General features: G+C 39.5%; 21 protein-coding genes and 1 pseudogene. 7 read left to right on the top strand and 15 right to left on the bottom strand.

The window, feature by feature from the left end; translation table 11 throughout:
• The first annotated feature begins 28 nt into the window (after nucleotides 1-28).
• On the top strand, nucleotides 29-484 hold the full coding sequence (locus tag CHB66_RS10260; protein ID WP_089240585.1) for a hypothetical protein: 456 nt from the start codon (nucleotides 29-31) through the stop codon (nucleotides 482-484).
• On the opposite strand, the gene CHB66_RS16985 is transcribed toward CHB66_RS10260, so the two are convergent.
• The 5 genes from CHB66_RS16985 to CHB66_RS10245 all read right to left on the bottom strand — a co-directional run bounded on the left by CHB66_RS16985 (nucleotide 481) and on the right by CHB66_RS10245 (nucleotide 4,390).
• On the bottom strand, nucleotides 481-627 hold the full coding sequence (locus tag CHB66_RS16985; RefSeq protein WP_170932469.1) for a hypothetical protein: 147 nt from the start codon (nucleotides 625-627) through the stop codon (nucleotides 481-483). The two genes, CHB66_RS10260 and CHB66_RS16985, sit on opposite strands and share 4 nt — an antisense overlap.
• Before the next feature lie 14 nt (nucleotides 628-641).
• A complete protein-coding gene (purE, locus tag CHB66_RS10255; protein ID WP_076498257.1) occupies nucleotides 642-1,157 on the bottom strand; it encodes a 5-(carboxyamino)imidazole ribonucleotide mutase in 516 nt (171 codons plus the stop codon).
• Nucleotides 1,158-1,159: 2 nt separating this feature from the next.
• Complete coding sequence (locus tag CHB66_RS10250) at nucleotides 1,160-2,299, bottom strand: 5-(carboxyamino)imidazole ribonucleotide synthase (RefSeq protein ID WP_089240583.1); 1,140 nt, start codon at nucleotides 2,297-2,299, stop codon at nucleotides 1,160-1,162.
• Nucleotides 2,300-2,408: 109 nt separating this feature from the next.
• Complete coding sequence (locus CHB66_RS16805; RefSeq protein WP_141107389.1) at nucleotides 2,409-2,561, bottom strand: lmo0937 family membrane protein; 153 nt, start codon at nucleotides 2,559-2,561, stop codon at nucleotides 2,409-2,411.
• A 68-nt stretch (nucleotides 2,562-2,629) separates the two neighbouring features.
• Entirely contained in the window at nucleotides 2,630-4,390 is a 1,761-nt protein-coding gene (locus CHB66_RS10245) for a MutS-related protein (protein WP_089240581.1), read from the bottom strand.
• A 113-nt stretch (nucleotides 4,391-4,503) separates the two neighbouring features.
• Here CHB66_RS10245 and CHB66_RS10240 point away from each other — a divergent pair, with 113 nt between their 5' ends.
• Both CHB66_RS10240 and CHB66_RS10235 read left to right on the top strand, forming a co-directional pair.
• Nucleotides 4,504-5,670 (top strand): AIR synthase related protein, encoded by a 1,167-nt coding sequence (locus tag CHB66_RS10240; RefSeq protein ID WP_089240579.1) that lies wholly within the window; start codon nucleotides 4,504-4,506, stop codon nucleotides 5,668-5,670.
• A gap of 31 nt (nucleotides 5,671-5,701) precedes the next feature.
• Nucleotides 5,702-7,045, top strand: a complete 1,344-nt coding sequence (locus CHB66_RS10235; protein WP_089240577.1) for a neutral/alkaline non-lysosomal ceramidase N-terminal domain-containing protein — start codon at nucleotides 5,702-5,704, stop codon at nucleotides 7,043-7,045.
• Nucleotides 7,046-7,340: 295 nt separating this feature from the next.
• Here the strand turns inward: CHB66_RS10235 and CHB66_RS10230 are convergent, their stop codons facing one another.
• From CHB66_RS10230 to CHB66_RS10210, 6 genes are all read right to left on the bottom strand, one after another.
• Complete coding sequence (locus CHB66_RS10230; RefSeq protein ID WP_089240575.1) at nucleotides 7,341-8,009, bottom strand: ATP-binding cassette domain-containing protein; 669 nt, start codon at nucleotides 8,007-8,009, stop codon at nucleotides 7,341-7,343.
• Nucleotides 7,997-8,317, bottom strand: a complete 321-nt coding sequence (locus CHB66_RS10225) for a hypothetical protein (protein ID WP_089240573.1) — start codon at nucleotides 8,315-8,317, stop codon at nucleotides 7,997-7,999. Before CHB66_RS10225 ends, CHB66_RS10230 begins: the two co-directional genes overlap by 13 nt.
• A 3-nt stretch (nucleotides 8,318-8,320) precedes the next feature.
• Nucleotides 8,321-8,464 (bottom strand): hypothetical protein, encoded by a 144-nt coding sequence (locus tag CHB66_RS16980; protein ID WP_170932470.1) that lies wholly within the window; start codon nucleotides 8,462-8,464, stop codon nucleotides 8,321-8,323.
• A 48-nt stretch (nucleotides 8,465-8,512) separates the two neighbouring features.
• Complete coding sequence (locus tag CHB66_RS10220; protein WP_089240571.1) at nucleotides 8,513-9,352, bottom strand: hypothetical protein; 840 nt, start codon at nucleotides 9,350-9,352, stop codon at nucleotides 8,513-8,515.
• A gap of 15 nt (nucleotides 9,353-9,367) precedes the next feature.
• Nucleotides 9,368-12,298, bottom strand: coding sequence for a DEAD/DEAH box helicase (locus CHB66_RS10215; RefSeq protein ID WP_089240569.1), 2,931 nt, complete (start codon nucleotides 12,296-12,298; stop codon nucleotides 9,368-9,370).
• A 374-nt stretch (nucleotides 12,299-12,672) separates the two neighbouring features.
• Nucleotides 12,673-13,080 (bottom strand): hypothetical protein, encoded by a 408-nt coding sequence (locus CHB66_RS10210; protein WP_076498241.1) that lies wholly within the window; start codon nucleotides 13,078-13,080, stop codon nucleotides 12,673-12,675.
• Between the two features lie 234 nt (nucleotides 13,081-13,314).
• Here CHB66_RS10210 and CHB66_RS10205 point away from each other — a divergent pair, with 234 nt between their 5' ends.
• Entirely contained in the window at nucleotides 13,315-14,556 is a 1,242-nt protein-coding gene (locus CHB66_RS10205) for a CHRD domain-containing protein (protein WP_212668456.1), read from the top strand.
• Nucleotides 14,557-14,640: 84 nt separating this feature from the next.
• Here the strand turns inward: CHB66_RS10205 and CHB66_RS10200 are convergent, their stop codons facing one another.
• On the bottom strand, nucleotides 14,641-14,901 hold the full coding sequence (locus CHB66_RS10200) for a hypothetical protein (RefSeq protein WP_245812700.1): 261 nt from the start codon (nucleotides 14,899-14,901) through the stop codon (nucleotides 14,641-14,643).
• Nucleotides 14,902-14,991: 90 nt separating this feature from the next.
• Here CHB66_RS10200 and CHB66_RS10195 point away from each other — a divergent pair, with 90 nt between their 5' ends.
• The 3 genes and pseudogenes from CHB66_RS10195 to CHB66_RS10185 all read left to right on the top strand — a co-directional run bounded on the left by CHB66_RS10195 (nucleotide 14,992) and on the right by CHB66_RS10185 (nucleotide 17,971).
• Nucleotides 14,992-15,198, top strand: coding sequence for a helix-turn-helix domain-containing protein (locus tag CHB66_RS10195; RefSeq protein ID WP_089240567.1), 207 nt, complete (start codon nucleotides 14,992-14,994; stop codon nucleotides 15,196-15,198).
• 14 nt (nucleotides 15,199-15,212) lie between these two features.
• Nucleotides 15,213-16,598, top strand: a pseudogene (locus CHB66_RS17205) (McrB family protein).
• Nucleotides 16,595-17,971: an McrC family protein gene (locus CHB66_RS10185; RefSeq protein WP_089240565.1), complete on the top strand. Its 1,377-nt coding sequence runs from the start codon at nucleotides 16,595-16,597 to the stop codon at nucleotides 17,969-17,971. Before CHB66_RS17205 ends, CHB66_RS10185 begins: the two are co-directional and overlap by 4 nt.
• Here the strand turns inward: CHB66_RS10185 and CHB66_RS10180 are convergent.
• From CHB66_RS10180 to CHB66_RS10170, 3 genes are all read right to left on the bottom strand, one after another.
• The gene (locus CHB66_RS10180; RefSeq protein ID WP_089240563.1) at nucleotides 17,953-18,219 is read right to left on the bottom strand and encodes a hypothetical protein; all 267 of its coding nucleotides are present in this window, start codon (nucleotides 18,217-18,219) and stop codon (nucleotides 17,953-17,955) included. The genes CHB66_RS10185 and CHB66_RS10180 overlap by 19 nt on opposite strands.
• A gap of 9 nt (nucleotides 18,220-18,228) precedes the next feature.
• The gene (locus CHB66_RS10175) at nucleotides 18,229-19,089 is read right to left on the bottom strand and encodes a hypothetical protein (protein WP_089240561.1); all 861 of its coding nucleotides are present in this window, start codon (nucleotides 19,087-19,089) and stop codon (nucleotides 18,229-18,231) included.
• A gap of 638 nt (nucleotides 19,090-19,727) precedes the next feature.
• Nucleotides 19,728-20,090, bottom strand: a complete 363-nt coding sequence (locus tag CHB66_RS10170) for a cupin domain-containing protein (protein ID WP_089240559.1) — start codon at nucleotides 20,088-20,090, stop codon at nucleotides 19,728-19,730.
• Between the last annotated feature and the right edge of the window lie 404 nt (nucleotides 20,091-20,494).

Here is a 20,494-nt window from a genome sequence, read left to right as displayed (position 1 = left end):
TATTTTTACATAAAAACCTTTTTAAACCATGTGGGATGATTTTGATGACAACGACTTTGATGAAGATGATATGGAAGAATTTCAAAGGAAAAGGGATGAATTGAAACTCCATCCCCTAAAACTCAAAGGCATGGAGATTTTTGATTTGACTCATGCTTTAGTAGGCTCCTTAGATGAAGCCAGAAAAGAACTGTATGGTGGACTGATGCTGGAAAGTGCAGGATTATTGCCAGCAAAATTTTCAGGGGCTCACAGTGTGGATGACTATATCATCAAAATGGAAAATGCAGTGATCATGAAAGTCCATGCCAAAAGCCTTCAAAGCATGACCTATCAACTTGCCTTAGAAGGAACCCATGCAGAAGAACATCTTCAACTATTGAGAGATGCTATAGAGGAATTTAGAGTACTGTTCAAGGAGTGGGTCACTGCTTTTGATGGTACTGAGCGCTTTGATGATGGATGGGGTTTATTTTTGGATTAGGGCTGCACACTTTCGCCAAATTTGAAACCCAAATAAAGCCCTCCTAAAATCATCAATAGGCTTATTCCACCTAGAAGGAGAAGTACACCAAGCGGCATTTCCCAATCCTCTTTGCCCAGTTTGAATTTAATTATTCTATTCAAGTCCATAAATTATATTAATCATCCAAGCCCTCTTTCCATCCTTTCAATTCAATCTCTCTAGCAGAATCTTCTACTTTTTGTTTGAGATCTTTTTTGAAATTATCCAGGCTTTCGGCTACCTTGGCGTCAAATGCCCCGACGATAGAGGCAGCAAGAATCCCTGCATTTTTGGCCCCATTCAATGCAACGGTAGCTACAGGAATACCTCCTGGCATTTGTAAGATCGATAAAATACTATCCCATCCGTCGATTGAATTGCTTGACAAAATAGGAACGCCTATCACTGGCAAAGAAGTCAGAGAAGCAACCATCCCAGGCAAGTGCGCTGCACCTCCAGCACCAGCGATGATGACCTTGATACCTCTTTGTCTGGCATTTTCAGCGTATTCTATCATTCTATGCGGGGTTCTATGGGCTGAGACTACAGTCAGTTCATAGCCAACGCCCAGCTCTTCCAGAGCTTTAGCTGCTTCTGACATGATTGGCAGGTCTGATTTGCTGCCCATGATGATTCCTACTTGCTTACTCATTGTTATGCTTTTATCTTGATTTTTTCCTTGATTTCCATCGCTCGGCGCTTCAATTGGCCTAGGTCTTCATCCAATAATGTCACATGCCCCATTTTCCTAAAGGGTTTGGTCGTTTTCTTTCCATAGAGATGTACATACACGCCCTTTTCTGCCAGCGCATCATCGAGCCCTTCGACAATAGCATCACCAGTGTAACCTTCCTCTCCCAAGAGATTGACCATCGCAGCAGCACTCCTCAACTCTGTATTTCCTAGTGGCATGTTCATCACAGCCCTTATGTGTTGCTCAAATTGAGAAGTGAAATTCGCTTCTATGGTATGATGGCCTGAGTTGTGTGGTCGAGGTGCAATCTCGTTGACAAGAATATCCCCTCCTTTGGTCACGAATAACTCTACTGCCAAAATACCCACCAAGTCCAATGATTCAATCACTCGTAAAGCTACTTGCTTGGCACTTGCTTCAATCTCTGAGCTGACCGTGGCAGGAGCAAAAAGAAATTCTACTAAATTGGCTGTCGGATGAAAGGCACATTCTACTGCTGGATAAGCGATCAATTCACCCCGCTTGTTTCTCGCTACAATCACAGCAAGTTCTTTATCAAAATCAATCAATTTTTCCAATAGGCCTGGTGCTTCAAAGGCCTTCTCTAAATCTGCTGTTGTTCTTAATAACTGGACTCCTCGACCATCATAGCCTTCCCTTCCTAGTTTGTTCACAGCAGGTAAAAAATCTGCATTGGCAATTACCTCATCCTTATTGGCGGTGAGGATAAATTTCGCCGTAGGTATGCCTTTTTCTTTATAAAATTGCTTTTGTTCTCTTTTGTCTTGTATCAGCTTGATCAAGTGTGGTTGAGGAAACACTTCCTTACCTTCATCAGCTAATTTTTGTAGTGCATCAGTGTTGACATTTTCAATCTCTATGGTAATCACATCACAAGCTTGGCCAAAACTATAAACCGTATCAAAATCAGTCAATGACCCTTGAGTAAATTGATGTGCAATAGCCTTGCAGGGTGCGTTGGCGTCTGGATCCAAGATGTGAATATCAATATTATAATTGATGGCAGATTGGATGAGCATACGGCCCAATTGACCACCACCTAAGATTCCTAATGTTTTTTGCTGATAGTTTTCCTGCACTTTGATTTGGTTTTGATGCTCAAAAATAAGGAAAAAAGAACAGGCATGATAACCTTTACAAAAAAAGCCCCTAAGTGGGGCTTGATATAATGAATCAATGTGCGATTATCTATACAGAACGACCGCCGATCAACCTCAGCAGTACCGAAACGACCGCCAATACCAGTAAAATGTGAATCAGGCCACCGATACTATAAACAAAGAAACCGAAGATCCATCCGATAAACAAGATCAGTGCGATCAAATACAATAAAGAATTCATAGCTAGTTGGTTTAAGTAAATAATTGATTTTCTTATGGTTAAACAACTACTATGCCAACACCTACAAATCAACTGAACCTTATACCCATTAGCTCCATTAATTTGTGAGCATTGAAACTTGGACAGGGTCCATCCTTGATCGTATAGTCAAAATGAATCTCTTGATCTAAGATTTCAGAGTGGAAACTTTTGTTTTTCAAATACTTAAGTTTTGATTCTAAAGTACTCAATTCGATGTCATGGGTTGAAATAATTCCTTTCCCCCCTGCGGCCGCCAACTGTTTGATCAGAGCTTCCGAACCCATGATGCGATCCTCAGTATTGGTTCCTTTCAATATTTCATCTAACAGGAAAAAGACTTTGATACCCTCTGAAGCAGTATCTAAAAGTAACTTTATTCTTGCCAACTCAGCATAAAAAGAACTTACACTTTCTCCTAGGTTGTCACTATTGCGCATGCTGGTGAATAATTGAAAATGACCACAACGGAAAAATGAAGCAAACGGACTCAAACCCAAGTTTACCAAGACTAAGTTAATTCCCAAAGTACGCATAAAGGTGGTTTTTCCCGACATATTGGCTCCCGTTAGAAGGACAATCTGGTTTTTAGCATCCATACTAAAATCATTTCCAACAGCTTTCTCTGGATGAAGTAGCGGGTGTTTGATGTTTTTTACCTCAATCAAGTCTTCATTTGTCCAGTCAATGGTTTGAACCAAGCCCTCTTCTGAAGTAAAAGCTCCTAAGGAAATCAATACCTGCCATTCTGTAAGGGAGCCTTCCCAAGTTTGTAAGTATTGTGCATTCTTATTTTTCCAAACCAGCAGCCTCCACCACAAAAAAAAGTCTGTCCAAAAAAGTAGATTAAATATCAGATAGACCAAATTGAACCTGTTTTGGATCATAAAGGTCTTTTGTTCTAGCGACTTCAAAACCTCTGGTGCTGCTACTTCTTGATTTTTGAAATCATGCTGTAAGCGCTTTAGATAAGCACCCTCAAACTTTTCATTTACCAAAATAGCGGACCAAAGTCCGAAAGTTTTAACATCCCCTTCGTTAGGCATGACTTGCGCAGCTTCTTGAAGCGATTGAAAAACCAAACCCAAAAATACCATGCCTAGGATGATCCAAACCCCAATCCAACCATAAGGCAACTCAAAAAACAATGTTCCTGCCAGTATACCTAGACCCCCAATTGGGCCAAGAATCATGGGAAGGAATTGCCAAGATTTCCATATCTGTGGTTTTTCCAACCAATGGTAAAAGTCCTTTTTTGATTTTTCTTTTCCAATAAATGCTCGTCCCAAAGCCTCAAATTTTTTCAAAAATTGTTGCTTTTCACTTAACTCTTTGATCGCCTCAAATCTTACTTTGGCCTTGACCGAATTGATGGGACTTTTCATCCAATCCACCAATAGGGATTCCCCTTCCTGATTGACGGTATGATTTAGCAATTGAAATAGAGAATGCTCTCCAAATAGATCTAAGTCGTTAGCAAAAGGGTGGTTTTTGTCTTGATATCGCTCGCCAGAGCGGAAAAGATTGAGGTCACGAGCCTTTCTTTTCTTTGCTTCAAGCTCCATTTGCATCAATTGTTTGATGAAGGCTTCCTTGTCTTTTTGTTGATTAAACTGAATGATCAAAAACACAAAAAATCCTAAAGCAACTGGTAGGCTCAAAAGCAAGAGTCTGATTTCGCTCAATCCAACAATTGCAATCGCCAAAATCAGAAAAAATAGGAACAAGCGGATCAAGGATAAGGCAGTAGCTTTCTTCTTTGCCTGAGCAAGCTCTTTTTGTAGTAATTCAAAATCAATCTCTGTAATCATCTTGTAAAATTAGACTTTATAATCCATTTGTGTCCTTCTGATCAAAAATTTCATTCCTTTCCCCTTGATATTCCTTACCTTTGTCTTCCATATAACCAACCCCATTAGCCCCAATGAACGAAAGGTATATGCAGCGTGGTGTTTCTGCCTCCAAAGAAGATGTACACCAAGCAATTTCCAAGCTTGACAAAGGCCTTTATCCGAAAGCTTTCTGTAAAATCGTCGAAGACACTTTAGGGAATGACCCCGAATTCTGTAACATCATGCACGCAGATGGAGCCGGAACAAAATCCGCTCTTGCATACATGTATTGGAAGGAAACAGGCGACCTGAGCGTATGGAAAGGTATTGCCCAAGACGCGATCATCATGAATACAGATGACTTGCTTTGCGTCGGGGCGATCAACAATATCCTCGTTTCATCAACCATCGGTAGAAATAAAAACCTTGTACCTGGGGAAGTGATATCAGCCATCATCAATGGCACAGAAGAAGTGCTCCAAATGCTCAGAGATAATGGTGTAAATGTGGTACTTACTGGTGGTGAAACAGCCGATGTGGGTGATTTGGTGAGAACCATCATCGTGGATAGTACGGTCACTTGTAGAATGCGAAGGGACGAAGTAATCTCCAATGACAAAATTCGGGGCGGAGATGTCATCGTAGGACTTTCCTCCTATGGACAAGCTACCTATGAAACTGAATACAATGGCGGTATGGGCAGCAATGGCCTCACTTCTGCGCGCCATGATGTGTTTTCAAAAGTCTTGAAAACTAATTATCCTGAAAGCTTTGATCCCGCAGTTCCAGATGACTTGGTGTATTCAGGGAAATACAACCTTACGGACCCTGCTCCTGGCACTGCTGTGGATATCGGCAAACTAGTGCTTTCACCTACACGAACTTATGCGCCGATCATGGTTGATGTCCTCAAGTACCTTAGACCGCAGATTCACGGAATCGTTCATTGTAGTGGAGGCGCACAGACCAAAGTGCTTCATTTTGTGGATAATGTACATGTGATGAAGGATAATCTTTTTGAAACGCCGCCTTTATTCAAAATAATCCAAGAAGAAAGTAAAACTGACTGGAAGGAAATGTATAAGGTCTTCAATATGGGACATCGTATGGAAATCTATCTAGAAGAGCGCTATGCGGAAGAGATCATTGATATTGCTGAGGGCTTTGGCGTAGAAGCTAAAATCATAGGTAGAGTTACTCCTCATGAAGGGAAGAAAGTAACTGTGCAAGGTGCACACGGGACTTATGAATACGAATAAAATCTTCTGAAATGGAGATGTGGATAAGTCTATGGCAAAATTCCAAAAAGCTGTTTCAGGTGTTTTTATAGCGATTTTTATCGTCTTGCTCCTGGCAATTAGCCTGACAGATAGCATAGACAGAAGTCCTATTGAGCATCAGAGGTTTTATATCAACACGCTTGCTCAACTAGATAGTCTGACACCTGATATCAGCGATGGTACCACTTGGTTTGTAGGCTGGTCAAAAGTCAATGCTACCCCAGAGAAAGGGGCTTCCTTGGTTGGGTATGCACCAAGAGGGAATTATGAATTTGTTCAAGATAGCAGTTTCATTCGGTCTCTAATTATAGGAAATGGTGAGCAAAACATCGCATTTCTCAATTATGAACTTTTAATTATTCACCCCTATTTGGCAGCGAGTATCAGAGAGGCTGTCAATAAATCAAAGCTTCCTGTGGATAACTTGTATTTCACAGCTACCCACACGCATAGTGGAATTGGAGGATATATTCCAGGTTTGATGGGCAAACTTGCCTTTGGTGGTTTTGATCAGGAAATTGTGGATTTTTTAACTGAGCAGACCTTGGAAGGTTTACAGATGGCTTTGGTGGAACAAGATACAGCCTTTATCAACTTCCAAATCGCAGAGACTGACACGCTTGTTTACAATAGATTTGTCAGGGAAGACCCTGTAGACCCTTATGTACGACAATTGATCTTTCAGAAAAAAGACGGAAAAAGAGGTACATTTCTAACTTTTAGTGCCCACTCCACCACATTGGCAAGGAACTTTATGGGGCTTTCCGGAGATTATCCACATTACTTGATGGAAAACCTAGAAAGTCAAATCTATGATTTTGCATTGTTTGCTGCTGGTACTGTTGGTAGTCATGGACCAAATAGACCTGGAAATTTGCCTGAAGACACGAAGGCTTACGCCGATGCACTTTATCAACAATCTTTGAAGCATGTAAAAAGATTGACTTTAGTCAATTCGAATCGCCTGTCATTTACATTGCTTCCAATTGAATTGCGTAAGCCTCAATATCGCCTTGGGAAAAATATAAAATTGAAGCCAGCCTTGTTCAACTTTGCATTTGGAGAGATCAAGCCACATTTTGATGTGGTCTTGATTGGGAATACACTATTGATCAGTAGTAGTGGAGAAATATCAGGCGTATGGATGGCAGGTTGGGAAGTTTTGGCAAAAAGTCACGGATTAAATTTGATGGTCACAACATTCAATGGCTCATATATAGGATACATTACTCCAGATGAATATTACGATTATGACTATCATGAAGTCAGTGCCATGAATTGGTTTGGTCCAGGAAATGGAGCTTATTTTGACACAATCATTCAAGGTTTGATTGTAAAGAATAGGCAATATTGAGGAGCTTGGAGGGTGACAATAACCCTAGCCCAACCTAATGTAGGGCTTGCTGAAAAAGTCTCAGGTATGCCAGGTTCAAAGCGGGCGAATGAAGATGTATGCTTATACTTCGAATGAGCCCAATGAAGAAGATGGTATGCCTGAGGCTAGCCTTAAAATTTCGAGTTTTGAAATTTTAAGGAGCACGGAAATCAAGCTAGATCGTTGATTAAGCTTGCACCCGCTTAAAAAGATAATACTTGTTAATTGAGATATTCTTGACAATTTTAAGAATTTATGCTCTATTTGGCGTTTTTCAGCACGCCCTAATGTATCCTTGATCATGAAGTTCTTCGACACTTTTGATAGGGAATGACCTACCATTATTGATCATATAAACTTGGTCAGAGATATCCATGGTATGTTGATACAAATGGTCAGAGATCAAAATACCCTTATTGGGTTTTTCTTGTAGGATCAAATCTTTGATTGTCTCTACATGGAGTGGCATAATATGCGTAAAAGGCTCGTCCAATAAGACAAACTTACTTTTTGATCTTAGTATAAGATACACCTCTAATATTCTTTGCCAACCACCCGATAGCTGGTTGATTGTCAAATTTGGGAAATTCCCAAACTCAGGAAAGTAGGCAATCAACTCAGATTTTTCCAACTCAAAGTCTGCTAATACCCGATCAAGGGATAGTTTATTGGGGATAAATTTCTGTTGTGGGAGATATCTCATGTCACTAGGATGCCTATATTCACCTAAGAGGCTCATTCCATCAATTCTTACTGACTTATCCATAGCTATTGGTTCACCAAACATGATCCTCATGAGAGAAGATTTGCCGCAACCATTTCTACCAAGTAGTCCAGTTACCTGTCCTGTTTGACATTTCAAGTAAATGTTTTGTAATACCCTATTTGTTCCGTAATTCAGCAATACGCCATCTACTTCTAAGACGTGATTTATCCTATCCATAGTATGATCAAATAGCCAATGATGAAAAGCCCAAAGTCAAAACCTAGGCTCCAAGCCCACAATTGCTTTCTACTATAACCAAGATTTTGGAAATAATAAAAATGTCTACTAATGTCTTCATTTACGAAAAAATAGATCAAACCTAAAGTCAGTACCTTCAGCCAAAAAAGCAGTCCAAATGCAGCAAGGCCAGAGAAATAAATAACTGACCAACAAACCACAGTCAAAGTAAGACTTGCTGGCGCAAAAAAACTATAAAACGTTTTGAGGACTCTAAATTGCTTGTATACTGACTTGGTACTCGTCATAGTTTAGTTGATTTCTAAGATTTTTTCAATATCAAACAGGGCTTGTTCCAACTTCTTAGGCTCAATCTTAGTTGCAGTCATTTCAACATAATAGTCCTCATGAAAAATTACAGACTTGATGCCTAATAGTAGGAAGAGTTGTTTCATGTTTTTGAGATTAGTCTATACTTATAAATGTAGTGAATATCTCAAATGTTACAAGAAAAGTACAAGCAAAAAGGGCAATACAAAACTCAACTCCATCATCCTCCTTTTGCTCAATTCATTGCTGCTGGACTTTAAAAAAGATTCCAAATGGATAAAAAGTATCATCAGCAAGATCCCAGTGTAAATGTGATAGTAGGAACGGAGGAAAACTAATAGCATCAATCCATACAGTAAAGCAACACCAATCAATAGAAGAATCATACGGCTGAGCATTTTTTCATTGAGCCACATGCTTACTGACCCATACCCATCTTTTTGATCTATAGCCCTATCCATTTGGGATAGAACCAGCAAATTGATATAGGCGATAAGAAAGTAAAAGCCAGCTATGTAGTAGGTTTCTACAGGTATCAACTTATCCACATAGACAAATGGAGCCAGCGCTATTCCCAACACATAAAAGGTAGCAATCAAAAATTCTTTCAAGAATGCCAGACGCTTTTTCAACATAATGACCAAACCCAACACAAGTGCCAAACTGAAAGCTAAGATCAAACCTGGCTTAATCAAGATATGTAGGTCTTTTTTCCAAAAGAGCAGGATAACTACAAACACAAAAGCTAAAATCAGGAAGGATTGAATGACTCTTCTATGCTTTAAATGAAAAGCATGTCTCAATGAACTTGGACCTCCTTTGGCTTTCATAGCATCCATCAAATGATCTAAGGTGTAGATAATCCACACCGTCAACGCTAGCAACAAGTAAACTTCCTGATTCAATTTGACGCCAAGCAGATGGGCAAAAAAGTACATGCCAGCCAAAGCACCCAAGACTACATCTAAGGATAAGACATTGAAATAATGGTATATTTTGGCAAACTTATCCACAATTAATAAAGCATTCTATGCCAACAATGCCTCAATATCTTCCTTGTTGAGGCTCTTCATAAAGCTCTCTTCCGTGCTGATCAGTTCTCCTGCCAGCGCCATTTTTCGCTCTTGCAAAGCCATGATTTTTTCTTCTACACTATTGCGGGTGATAAACTTATAGATGATCACTTTATTTTCTTGACCTATTCTATGTGCTCGATCTATAGCTTGAGCTTCCACGGCAGGATTCCACCAGGGGTCAAGCAGGAATACATATTCCGCCTTGGTCAAGTTCAAGCCGACACCTCCAGCCTTCAAGGAGATCAAGAAAATCTTAACAGATTCATCTTCTTGGAAGGATTTTACCTGCGCTTGCCTGTCCTTGGTAGAACCATCAAGGTAGGCATACTTGATTCCTTCTTGATCGAGAAATTCCCGCACAATTCCCAAATGCCTCACAAATTGGCTAAACACCAGCACCTTGTGCCCCTCACTCGCAGTCTCGTGAAGCATGTGAATCACATCCTCTAGCTTCCCAGAATCCCCTACATAATCCTTATTGGTCAGCCTAGGGTGGTTGGCGATTTGTCTCAGCTGAGTCAAGCCTCTCAGTAGGGTAAACTGCTGATTTTTCAGCCCTGGTACAGAAAGCTCACTGACGATCTTCTCTCTGTAATAACTCTTAATCTCTTCGTAAGCCTTTTCCTGAGACTCTGTCATGGATGAATACTTTACGTTGATAACCTTCTCAGGTAGATCTGTAGCCACTTGGGTTTTTAACCTTCGCATGATAAAAGGCTTGATCATGGCGTGCAGCTTTGCCGCCTTATCCATGTCATTTTTCTTTTCTATAGGAAGCAAAAACTGTTTCTTGAACATGTTTTGATTGCCCAAAAGTCCCGTGTTGATAAAATTCATCTGAGACCATAGATCCATGGTGCCGTTTTCTACAGGAGTACCAGTCAAAATTAATTTATGGCGGCAGTTGAGTTCGCAGACAGCTTTAGCAATGATGCTACCCGGATTCTTGATGGCTTGAGATTCGTCGAGAATCACATAGTTGAAATAAAAGCCTTTGAAGATATCCACATCTAGTCGGGTGATTCCATAGGAAGTCAAGACCAAATCATATTTTGCAAAGCGTGTATTGTCCTTGATTCTTTGCGTGCCAGTGTACACAAGGACTTTTAAGTTAGGAGTGAATTTCTTTGCCTCCAATTCCCAGTTATAGATCAGGGAGGTTGGCATGACCAATAGGGAAGTTGCTCCAGGGTTCACTTCTTTTTCGTGAGCCAATAGTGCCAGCGTCTGCACGGTTTTACCCAGACCCATATCATCGGCCAAGCAACCGCCAAACCTGTATTCATTCAAAAATCTCAACCAATTGTAACCAGCTTTTTGATAAGGACGAAGCTCTCCATGGAAAGTACTTGGCAAGTCAAAGTCTTCTATTTGTGAAAAATCCCTCAATTTCTCCAACTTGCGACTCATGGTGAGTTGAACCAAGTTGCTCGATTGTAATTCCTGTGCCAAAGCAATATGGTGCTTCTTCAGCATCAAAGCCTCTTCATGGACTTTTTCATTGTCTTCTAGAAAAGCGAAAATCTCCGTATAATTCACAAACCAAGAATCTGGAATTACCGCAATCTCTCCATTGGGCAACTCAAACTCAGACTTACCCTGTAAGAGTAGTTTTCGGATTTTGGCAAAAGGGATTTTGTAGGACCCGAACTTGATCAGGGCATTTACATCAAACCAGTCGATGTTTTCAGTGACTTCCACGGATATTTCTGCATGTCCGATAAAGTATTTTTTTCCCTTACCATTGGTAGCCTGCTGTATGCGAATGCCCTGTTCTTCCAATTTTTCTCTATTGGAATTGATCCAGCCAAATGCCTTGGACTTTTCCAGCGCAAAACGAGAAGACCTGACAGGAAGACCGAGGTCCTTGAGGTAATCTCCGTAAGATTTTTCTTTGACACCATCACGGACTACTTTGTAGAAAGTATAATCGTCTCCATTTTGCTCCAGTTTGACATTATTGGGAGCAGTGTCATCTGAGCGGAAAGCATAATTTCCATATTGAAATTTCAGGTCAAAGACAATCTTATCCTCATCACCATCTCCCTCCTTATTCCCAAATAGATCTATAGAAGGGCTGCCAGGCAAATCACTCAGGCTGAGAACAGGTTCGGGAATATTGCGCTCTACCTTGATCTCAAAGCCTTTGGCGTAGACATCAAAGGAAGCTACTAGCTGGGTGACAAACTTCTCATAATATTGCTGCTCCACCTTTTTGGGGATGACAATAAATTTCTTGTTGAGAAAAGGGCTGAGTTTTTTTCCATCTACACCCTTAGCAAAATGGTATAGTGCACCATCAGCCACCAGCCAAGCAGGCTCATGACAGACCAAATAGGCGTTTTTATACTGCCATTCCAGTTTCTCTCCTCGGTATTTGAGGGTGGGGAAGTAATGGGTGTTTTCTTCATTCCTCCTAAAGTGAAAAAGTACGGTGGCAGGCTCTGGCATTACGCAGATTTCCTTCCAGATAGGATTGCCATCATTGGCCATTTCAAAAAGTCGCTTGCCCTTGAGTTTGGGAAGGATTTTTGACCTCAAACCCTCAAGTTTGAGCTCCAACATTTCCTGAGCAGCTTTATTTCCAGTTTTGGGATCGTAGATTTTACGGAGGTATTCCTTGGCTTTGAGTTTTTTGGTGTTCAGCTTTTTGGTGATGGCATCTTGCTGCATTTCATCCATCATTTTGATCAGCTGATAATCGGTTTCGTCCAGTCCGGCTTCAAATTCCTTGGCATTGACAGAGGAAATATTCTGATTGGCCAGCGAAAGCCTGCCCTTTTCATCCAATTGAATCACAAAAGATTCAAATAGGAGCCCAAGGAACTCATGACTAAAAAGAGAATATACGATCTCAAATGGCTGCTCTGCAGAAACTTTCATAGCTGTGGGTCAAACCGAAGAAGCAAAATCAACGGCAAAAGAGTTTTTTGAAATTTAAACTAGTTCGAAAATTAGCGAATAAAATCCATTATTAAAAAAATGAATCTGTATATCTACTTTGAGCCTGCTTCGTGCCTGCCTCACTTCGGCTTGTCCCGAAGAATTACGGGATGCTAAATTGTTCCTCTCCCCCAACGCTCTTTCCGTTAAACGTTCAATGTTAACCGTTCAACGAAGGGACCCAGTAAATTCACAATTCCCCCACGATTAACGCTTTAACCCTTAACGTTTAACAATTAACCCTAAACAGTTAAGCATCCCCAACCCTTCGGGGCAGTTAAACATTTTCTTTCCCCTCATCCTTCATACCTCCTTCAATCCTTCCTCACCAACCTATACCGATCCACCGTCACCCCATCACTTTTGCTGAGAATCAATTCCTCACCAGAGCGCTCTACCCTGAAGTCACCAGCCAAAATCAAAGTCCAGTCAAAATCAGCGGTAAAAAAGCAGGTATTCGAAAACTTGATCGTGCTTCGGCTGATGCTGTAGCTGCCAGCACAGATGGCTGGAAAGTTGCGTTGCTCGCTGCTACCATTGAAATTGCCGCCTTCCAAGACAATCCAAACCTCAGCCTCGCCTTCCGAATTACCATCTATGGTTCGCTGAAAAGTGCCCTCATAGCGCCCTTTTAGCCCTTCTTCATTAAATCCTCCCATAATTCCACAGGCCGTCAAGCCCCATATCATTCCAACAATTGAAAATATTTTGATCGCTTTCATATTCATCTCAAATTTACATGAAGAAGACGAGAAATTTATCAGCAATGTCCTGAGTTGTTTTTGAATAAAAAAAATTCTTTGTGCTATAATTACGTCCTAGTGTCATTGTGTATAATCATATTTTAATTTTTGACCTAATCAATCCAAATGGCCAATCTGCTTCGTACCTCTTTCCGAGTAGCGCAAACAATAAACTTTTTGTGCTGTTAGTTTTACAAACCAACTAAATATATTATGAAAAATAGTTTAATCATTAATCGAATCAAGCAAGGTGCATTACTCTTAATGTCCGCCTTGATTTTTGTAGCCTGTACGGAGGATGACATGCCTGCATTAGATCCAGATGAAGTATTGACAGGTCAGTCTAAATCCTATGACCTTGATGAAGTGGCAGTTCCTGGAATCAGTGGCACAGCCGTACTAGAAGAAACCTCCACAGGTAGCACCAAACTAACGATCACACTTTCAGGTACTCCTGATGGAGGTCAGCATCCTGCACATATTCATTTTAATTCCGCGGCAACTGGCGGAGGTATTGCAGTTTCCCTAACGCCTGTGAATGGTACAACTGGCATCAGCGAAACCATCATTTCCAGACAAGATGATGGCTCTTCATTGACTTACAATCAGTTATTGGATTTTGATGGATATATCAATGTGCATTTGAGTGCCGATGATCTGGGTACTATCGTAGCCCAAGGAGATATTGGCTCCAATGAACTGACTGGTGAAACCAAGACCTATACCCTCAATGAGGCAGATGTAGATGGGATTTCTGGAGAGATTATCTTTGAAGAAAGAAGAAATGGCTTTGCGTTGGCTACGATCAGCTTGACTGGTACACCTGATGGTGGCGTGCATCCTGCACACATCCATGCCAACTCAGCTGCCATCGGTGGCGGAATTCTATTTACTTTCAATCCAGTAAACGGCACTACAGGTATGAGTATGACTGATACGCGTGAAGGCATGATGGATGGTGAAGAAGGTTATACTTATGATGAAATCTTAGAAGTAGATGGCTATGTCAATGTTCACCTTAGTGCAGAAGCGCTAGCGACTATCGTTGCCCAAGGGGATATTGGTTCCAACGAGCTGACTGGTGTGTCTCAGACTTACCCACTTGCAGCGGTAGCAGTGGCGGGGATTTCTGGAGAGATTACCTTCCAAGAAAGAATCAATGGCTTTGCCTTGGCAACCATTACTTTGGTTGGAACGCCTGTTGATGGCAGTCACCCAGCACATATCCATGAAAACAGTGCTGCTGTAGGTGGAGGTATTTTGTACACCTTCAATCCTGTCAATGGTGCTACTGGAGTGAGCATCAGCGATACCAGACAAGGCATGATGGATGGAGAAGCATCTTACAACTATGCCCAGATACTTACAGTAGATGGCTATGTCAATGTGCACTTGAGCGCTACCGAACTAGCAACCATTGTGGCACAAGGAGACATAGGTGTTAACTTTGAATAATTAAAATTCTGAATTTCTAAACTAAACAAGAACGTTTAAAGCACCCACAGGAAATCTTGCAAAAGATAGTCTGTGGGTGTTTTTTTATTTGGATTGGACATTATAAGTATTATCCTTTAAATAATCAATCATTTCATTTTCTGTTTCAAAAGCAATTTTTGGTTCTACACCCAATTCAAAGAACTGCAACAACCCAATTAAACTATCAAAATACCTGAAATGATTTCCTTCATAATTGTAAATAAACACCAATTTAGTTTTTCCCGAATTTAGCACTTCAAGGACCTCAATTGATTTTGAAGGTGTGAGGTATTCAGTTGTAATAGGAGTTATTTTGTTTATCATAGTACAAATTATTTTACAAATATATAAAACCCCTTCTTTTTGTAGACTATAGTCCGTGGTACAATAGACTACATTTTTTCAAATTGCGTGATGGACATTAAAGTTGCCTACGGTGAAAAAGTAAAGGCCATCAGAAAAAGTCAGAATGTTTCTCAGGAAAAGCTCGCTGAACTGGCTGAGTTGGACCGGACCTACATTTCTGACATTGAAAATGGTAAGAGGAATGTTTCAATCGAAACAGTCTTCAAAATCGCTAAAGCACTAGATAAGCCAATGGTTAGTTTTTTTGAATTCTAAATTTTTATAAAAGCATGATTGAAGAAGTAGTAAGTCTTATTAAAGAATGGGCACTTGAATTTGGTGCAAATAATGAAAATGAATTCTCAAAATCTTATGTGTATAGAAACAACACTGGATCAGAGGCATTGAAAGATAATGGAGCTTTTTTTGGTTTTCTTCATCCAGATGAAGAAGAAAGAGGTGTATTTCATGATTTTTCATTCACACTCTTCCCTACCGACCAAGAAAAGCCTTGGTTACTTTGTTTAGGTATCGGCTCTAACGGTTTTAAAAAAGATCTTGAGCTCGCCAATAAACCTGGAATGAGAAGACTATTTTCTCAACTTATTGATAATGAAGGATATTATAAAAATGACTTTAGTGATATTGAATCCGGATTACCAAAAAGCATTACTTCCAATCCAAACCTTCAGCATTTAAAAAAAACGATCAAGACCTATACCAAAGTATTACCTGTTTGTCAAGTAATACATAACCCGCTTAGCGAAAGTGGAAAATCAAGAATCAAGGCTTTTTTAGCAGCTTATGCAAAAGTGAGAGATTGGCCTTCAAATCAAAATCACAGAAATGCGATATCTAAAGCCTTAAAACCATTTCAAAATGAAAAGTTAGAGGATGACCGAGATTTAATTTTCGAATTATTGAAAGAAAGAAGATTTGTAATCCTTCAAGGCCCTCCCGGAACAGGCAAGACCACAATTTCCAAAGAAATAGCGACCAAATCATCGGCAAAGAGTTTCTTCACCCAATTTCATGCTGAGACCACATATTCTGATTTCATTTATGGCATATGACCTAGCCTTAACAGCGATGACCTAACTTATGAAGGTAGGATGGGAAATCTTGCTGAGGCGGTATTGTATTCAAAAGAAAATCCCGGTGAAAAAGTAGTTCTTATAATTGATGAAATAAATAGGGCAAACCTTTCCAATGTATTAGGTCCAGTTTTTTATCTCTTTGAACATAAAATGAAAAATGCCGATGTATCTATTCAGATTACCCCGGAATTAGAAATAAAAGAGCTACCCTCAAATTTCTACGTGATTGCTACCATGAATACTGCTGACAGAAGCCTAGCAGTAGTTGATTTTGCTCTAAGGAGACGTTTTGCGTGGTATACTGTCAAGCCAAAACCTATTTCAGCTTCAAATTTTTACAAAAATGACTTTAACAAAATAGCTGAAATTTTTGACTGGCATGCAACATCTAATGAGTTGAACCTTCAGCCAGGTCAAGGATATTTTCTTGCTGATTCTGATAAGGAAATGGTGAACAGAATCAGGTATGAAATTTTCCCTTTGATCAGAGAGTACCTTCAAGAAGGGTTGTTGACTTCTGCTATTGAAGAATTCAATAGTTATTTTATGGATAGGATCAATCAACCACTTTTCGAATGACAAAAGACCAAGGCTTATTTCATGAAATTCCTTGTTTAACTGAAAGATCTTCAACTATCAGCGGTAGGGAATTACAGAAAAAGGTATTTAAAGGAGCCGATAAAAGGATCATTGGTCTTTATTTGCAAAAATTTATCCAATACAATTTAGAACTATTCAGCTTTTTGGGAATAGAGGCCCATATTGAAGGATCGGATCTAAATGCTTCTATTTTTTTTAAAACTTCTAAATTCATTGGTACTATCCCACTTAGAGCCCCTGATACAGGAAAACAGATAGGTGATTTTGTTGTTTCCCCTCGGTTTACGGGAACTAACCGATTTGAGGAGTATGTCGAAATTTTGGACTTACTGGGTGATGAAATTAGTCCTGAATTCATAGATAGTCTCCCTTTGGCTTCTAAAAGAGCTTTTAGACCACCTCTATATTTAGAAGCTGTAAAATTTATATCAGCTTTAGAAAAACTAGTTAAACAGCACTGGAGAAAATTTGACAATAAGGAAACTCAATCATCCCAACCAAGTGGTCAAGTAAACTGGAATAAATATGCAAACCATAGTTTTAAAGTTGAACAGAGTCTAGTTTACCCGATAAGAAAAAATTTTTTAAGCGAATTCCACTTGGAATTTAGTGAAATCAGGTTTGTTTACGATTTGTGCAAATCAGAATTATTAAGCTCCAATACACCTATAAGTATTAGGACTGCAATTTCAAAAAGAATTTCATTTTTGGATGAAAGGTTATATTTCCACAAGCCTAAAATCACCTCAAAAATCCAAGTAAAGAATGTGGATGGTGTGACGATAAAAGAAGCAAAGCAAATTGCTAATAGAATTCTAAGTTTCAATTTAATCGATGGAACAGCATGGAGGGTAGACTTTGCTGATGTTTTTGAAAAGTTTATTCAGTATATCTTTAAAGAAGTTGCCAAATCGATAGGAGGTAAATTTATTACGAACCTAAAGATCTACTCTAATACTAAGAAGAGATTCCAATGGAACTTAAATAACTTAGAGCCAGACGGAGTATTGATAAAGGATGACCAAGTGATTTTTATAGATGCGAAATACAAGTCACATTTCTACAATAAATTTGACCATAATGAAAATTTGAAAGAAGAACATAGAAAAGACCTACATCAGATTCTTGCATACAGTTCATTTAATAATGCAAATCAGAAAGTTGGTTTTTTGTGTTATCCTTCCAATAAAATAGAAGTTTCGCATATTGATTATTCTTTCTCTCAAATGAATTTTTCAAATATGGTTGTTATGGTAGGAGTTCCATTTAAAAAAGAAGCTATACCAAAAGCAAAAGAAGCCATTATTGAAAAGTTTGAAAAGATAGCTTCGGCTTACCCATTCGCCACATAATCCCAGAAAAAATCTCCCAAGCTTTCCCATTCCGGATCGTACTTCATCACAATTCGAGATGTCAACCGGTCTACAAATGCATTAATGGCAGCTTCGTCTGATAAGTTTTCCAAAAATCTTAAGTTGGGATTGGATTCGTCAAAATCTCCAAGGATCATCCCGATTTCCCATTTAAAACTTTCAGCATACGATTCTTCAGGCTTATCCAAATAAGCTTTCAGGTAAGTGATTTTTTCTTGCTTATTCATACCCACCTACTACCTCCCTTCTGGCGCCTTAATCTTAAATAACTTATCCAGCAGTGGGGTTTTTTGGATAGTGGCTATCCTCTTGATGATGGCACCTTCCTTTTCAAGCGCTACCAAACCAAAATAATTCATAAAGCGATCAAAAGTTCTAATCGAATAACAATTTGCAGCATATTTCTCCACGGTAGTGTAACCCGGATTTAATCCATCGAGCAAAGCGGGAAAAGCTTTCAAATATTTCTCCGCATAGAAAACATCAGAGCGTGGCTTTCCTCCATACTTGGACAATAGAATCAAAGTAAATCCAAACCCCAAAGGACCAATCGGCCTTTCATCATATCCATCAAAATAACCCCAATTATACTTATTCCTAAAAGTATCAAGCAGAAGTTTGAATAACTCAAAATCGTCTTTCAACACCTTCTGACCATTTTTTGTAAGGGATAATTTTCCCAAACGCTTCTTGGCAATCCCCGTCAGCTCAATCAATATCCTCGTCAAGTGAATGGAATTAGAATCTGTCTCCTTATAGAGCTTGTAATGGCCCTCATCGATAAAATCATCTTTGATAAACCCTTGTGCATAAAGCTCAGCTACAACCTTTGTTGGCAAAAAACCCTTTGAAGTGAGTTTTAAGGAACCCGCCTTTTCAATGATCCTGCACAAGTATTTGACCTGCTGAAGCATCGGAATCTGATTATAATCCTCAGAACTCAGCTTTTGTAATTGAATAGGACTATTTACACCAAATGTATCATGCAAGATATTATTCATCTCATAAGGAGAATAACCCTCAAATTCAGGAATAGCGCGCCTGTTTTGTTCTTCCATTAACTTGGCTATCTGCCGATTCAGTTCCTCTAAGTCCATTACACTGCTGTTTTTCAGAAAATAAATATACAACCCAATTAATAAGGAATAAGACGAAATTACTCCTTAGCTATGTACAATATTCACAGTCCGAACCTTACAAACCCTTGATCTTAAACTTACCCTTAATTGGACTTCTAAGCATAGATAATCGGAGATCCATTGGAATCTACTCCGTATCATCTCCATATTTACTTTGTATTAAAACCATATCAAACATACATACTAATTGAATCCTAGCTATTCAAACCCAAGAAAAAATTTATACGAATCTCGCACAAGACCACACCATACTATGCTGTAAAGATGATTTCAACCCTTTCCCAAAAAGACTTACATTAAGCAAATCCAATTTCCCCAAATCAAAAAAAAACTCTGTGAACCTCAGCGACTCCTCAGCGAAACTCTGTGGAACCCCTAAAACCTACTGTCTCAGAAAAGTAATCAATTCAACCAAACCCCATAAAACTACAATACCCCTAAATCTGAATTCTACCATCTAAAATCTAAAATTCACCATGTTCATCTTGATGGTCACGGGACAGGTTCTGTGGTAAAAATAAAGTCTGAAAAATCTGTGCACTTGACTCCCGTTAGTCGTGTCCCGTAGAATTGCGGGGGGAGGATTCGGGTGAGACTCAAATCCACTTCAAATTCTCCACTGTTTGGGCAACTTTGATATCCCCTGTGTGTAAGGTTGATTTGGGTTCGATAAGCATCACCCGTACCTCCTCGTCTTGGGTCCAAGGTCGGTGTTCTACCCCTTTGGCGACAATCAGGATTTCTCCAGGTTTTGTCGCAATCGTCTTTCCATCTCTGAAATCCATCATCAAAGTACCACTAATCACCACAAACATCTCATCTTCCTCCTGATGACTATGCCACACCAAATCCCCTTTTAGCTTGGCAAGTTTGACATAATTGTCATTCAATGCTCCAATGATATGCGGATGCCAGTAACCTGCAATTTTGGAATATTTCTCTTCTAGGTTGATCTTCATATTCACAAGTTAAAAGCTATAGCTTGTAAATCAAATTCCTTCCCCTCATTCCCCCTTCCTCCTTTACTTGGTTCATTGTACTTTGTACTTCGTACCCTTTACCCTTTACCCTCTTAATTCTTTGCCCCTCCGCGCCCTCCCGTATCAGGACAAGTTCTGCGAGATCCATTCGTGTCAATCCCAGCGCTTCAGCGCTACAAATAAAAAAACCTCAAGCTAATTTGAACTTCGTCAATTAACTCTTTCCCCCCAAACCTAAAATAGTTTATTTAATTAGTTCAATTCGTGTAATTTGTGGTTTCCCTTTTATGTCATTCCCTGAAATAGGTTGACCGTTTTTAACCCTTAAATTAGATGTTAAAGACTGGAAAAAGGATTAATTCCCAAAGGAGATTTTCTGAAGA

Origin of the sequence: Belliella buryatensis, from assembly GCF_900188245.1 — a bacterium.
GTDB classification, from domain to species: Bacteria; Bacteroidota; Bacteroidia; order Cytophagales; family Cyclobacteriaceae; genus Belliella; species Belliella buryatensis.
This window is presented reverse-complemented; position numbering and strand designations above follow the sequence as displayed.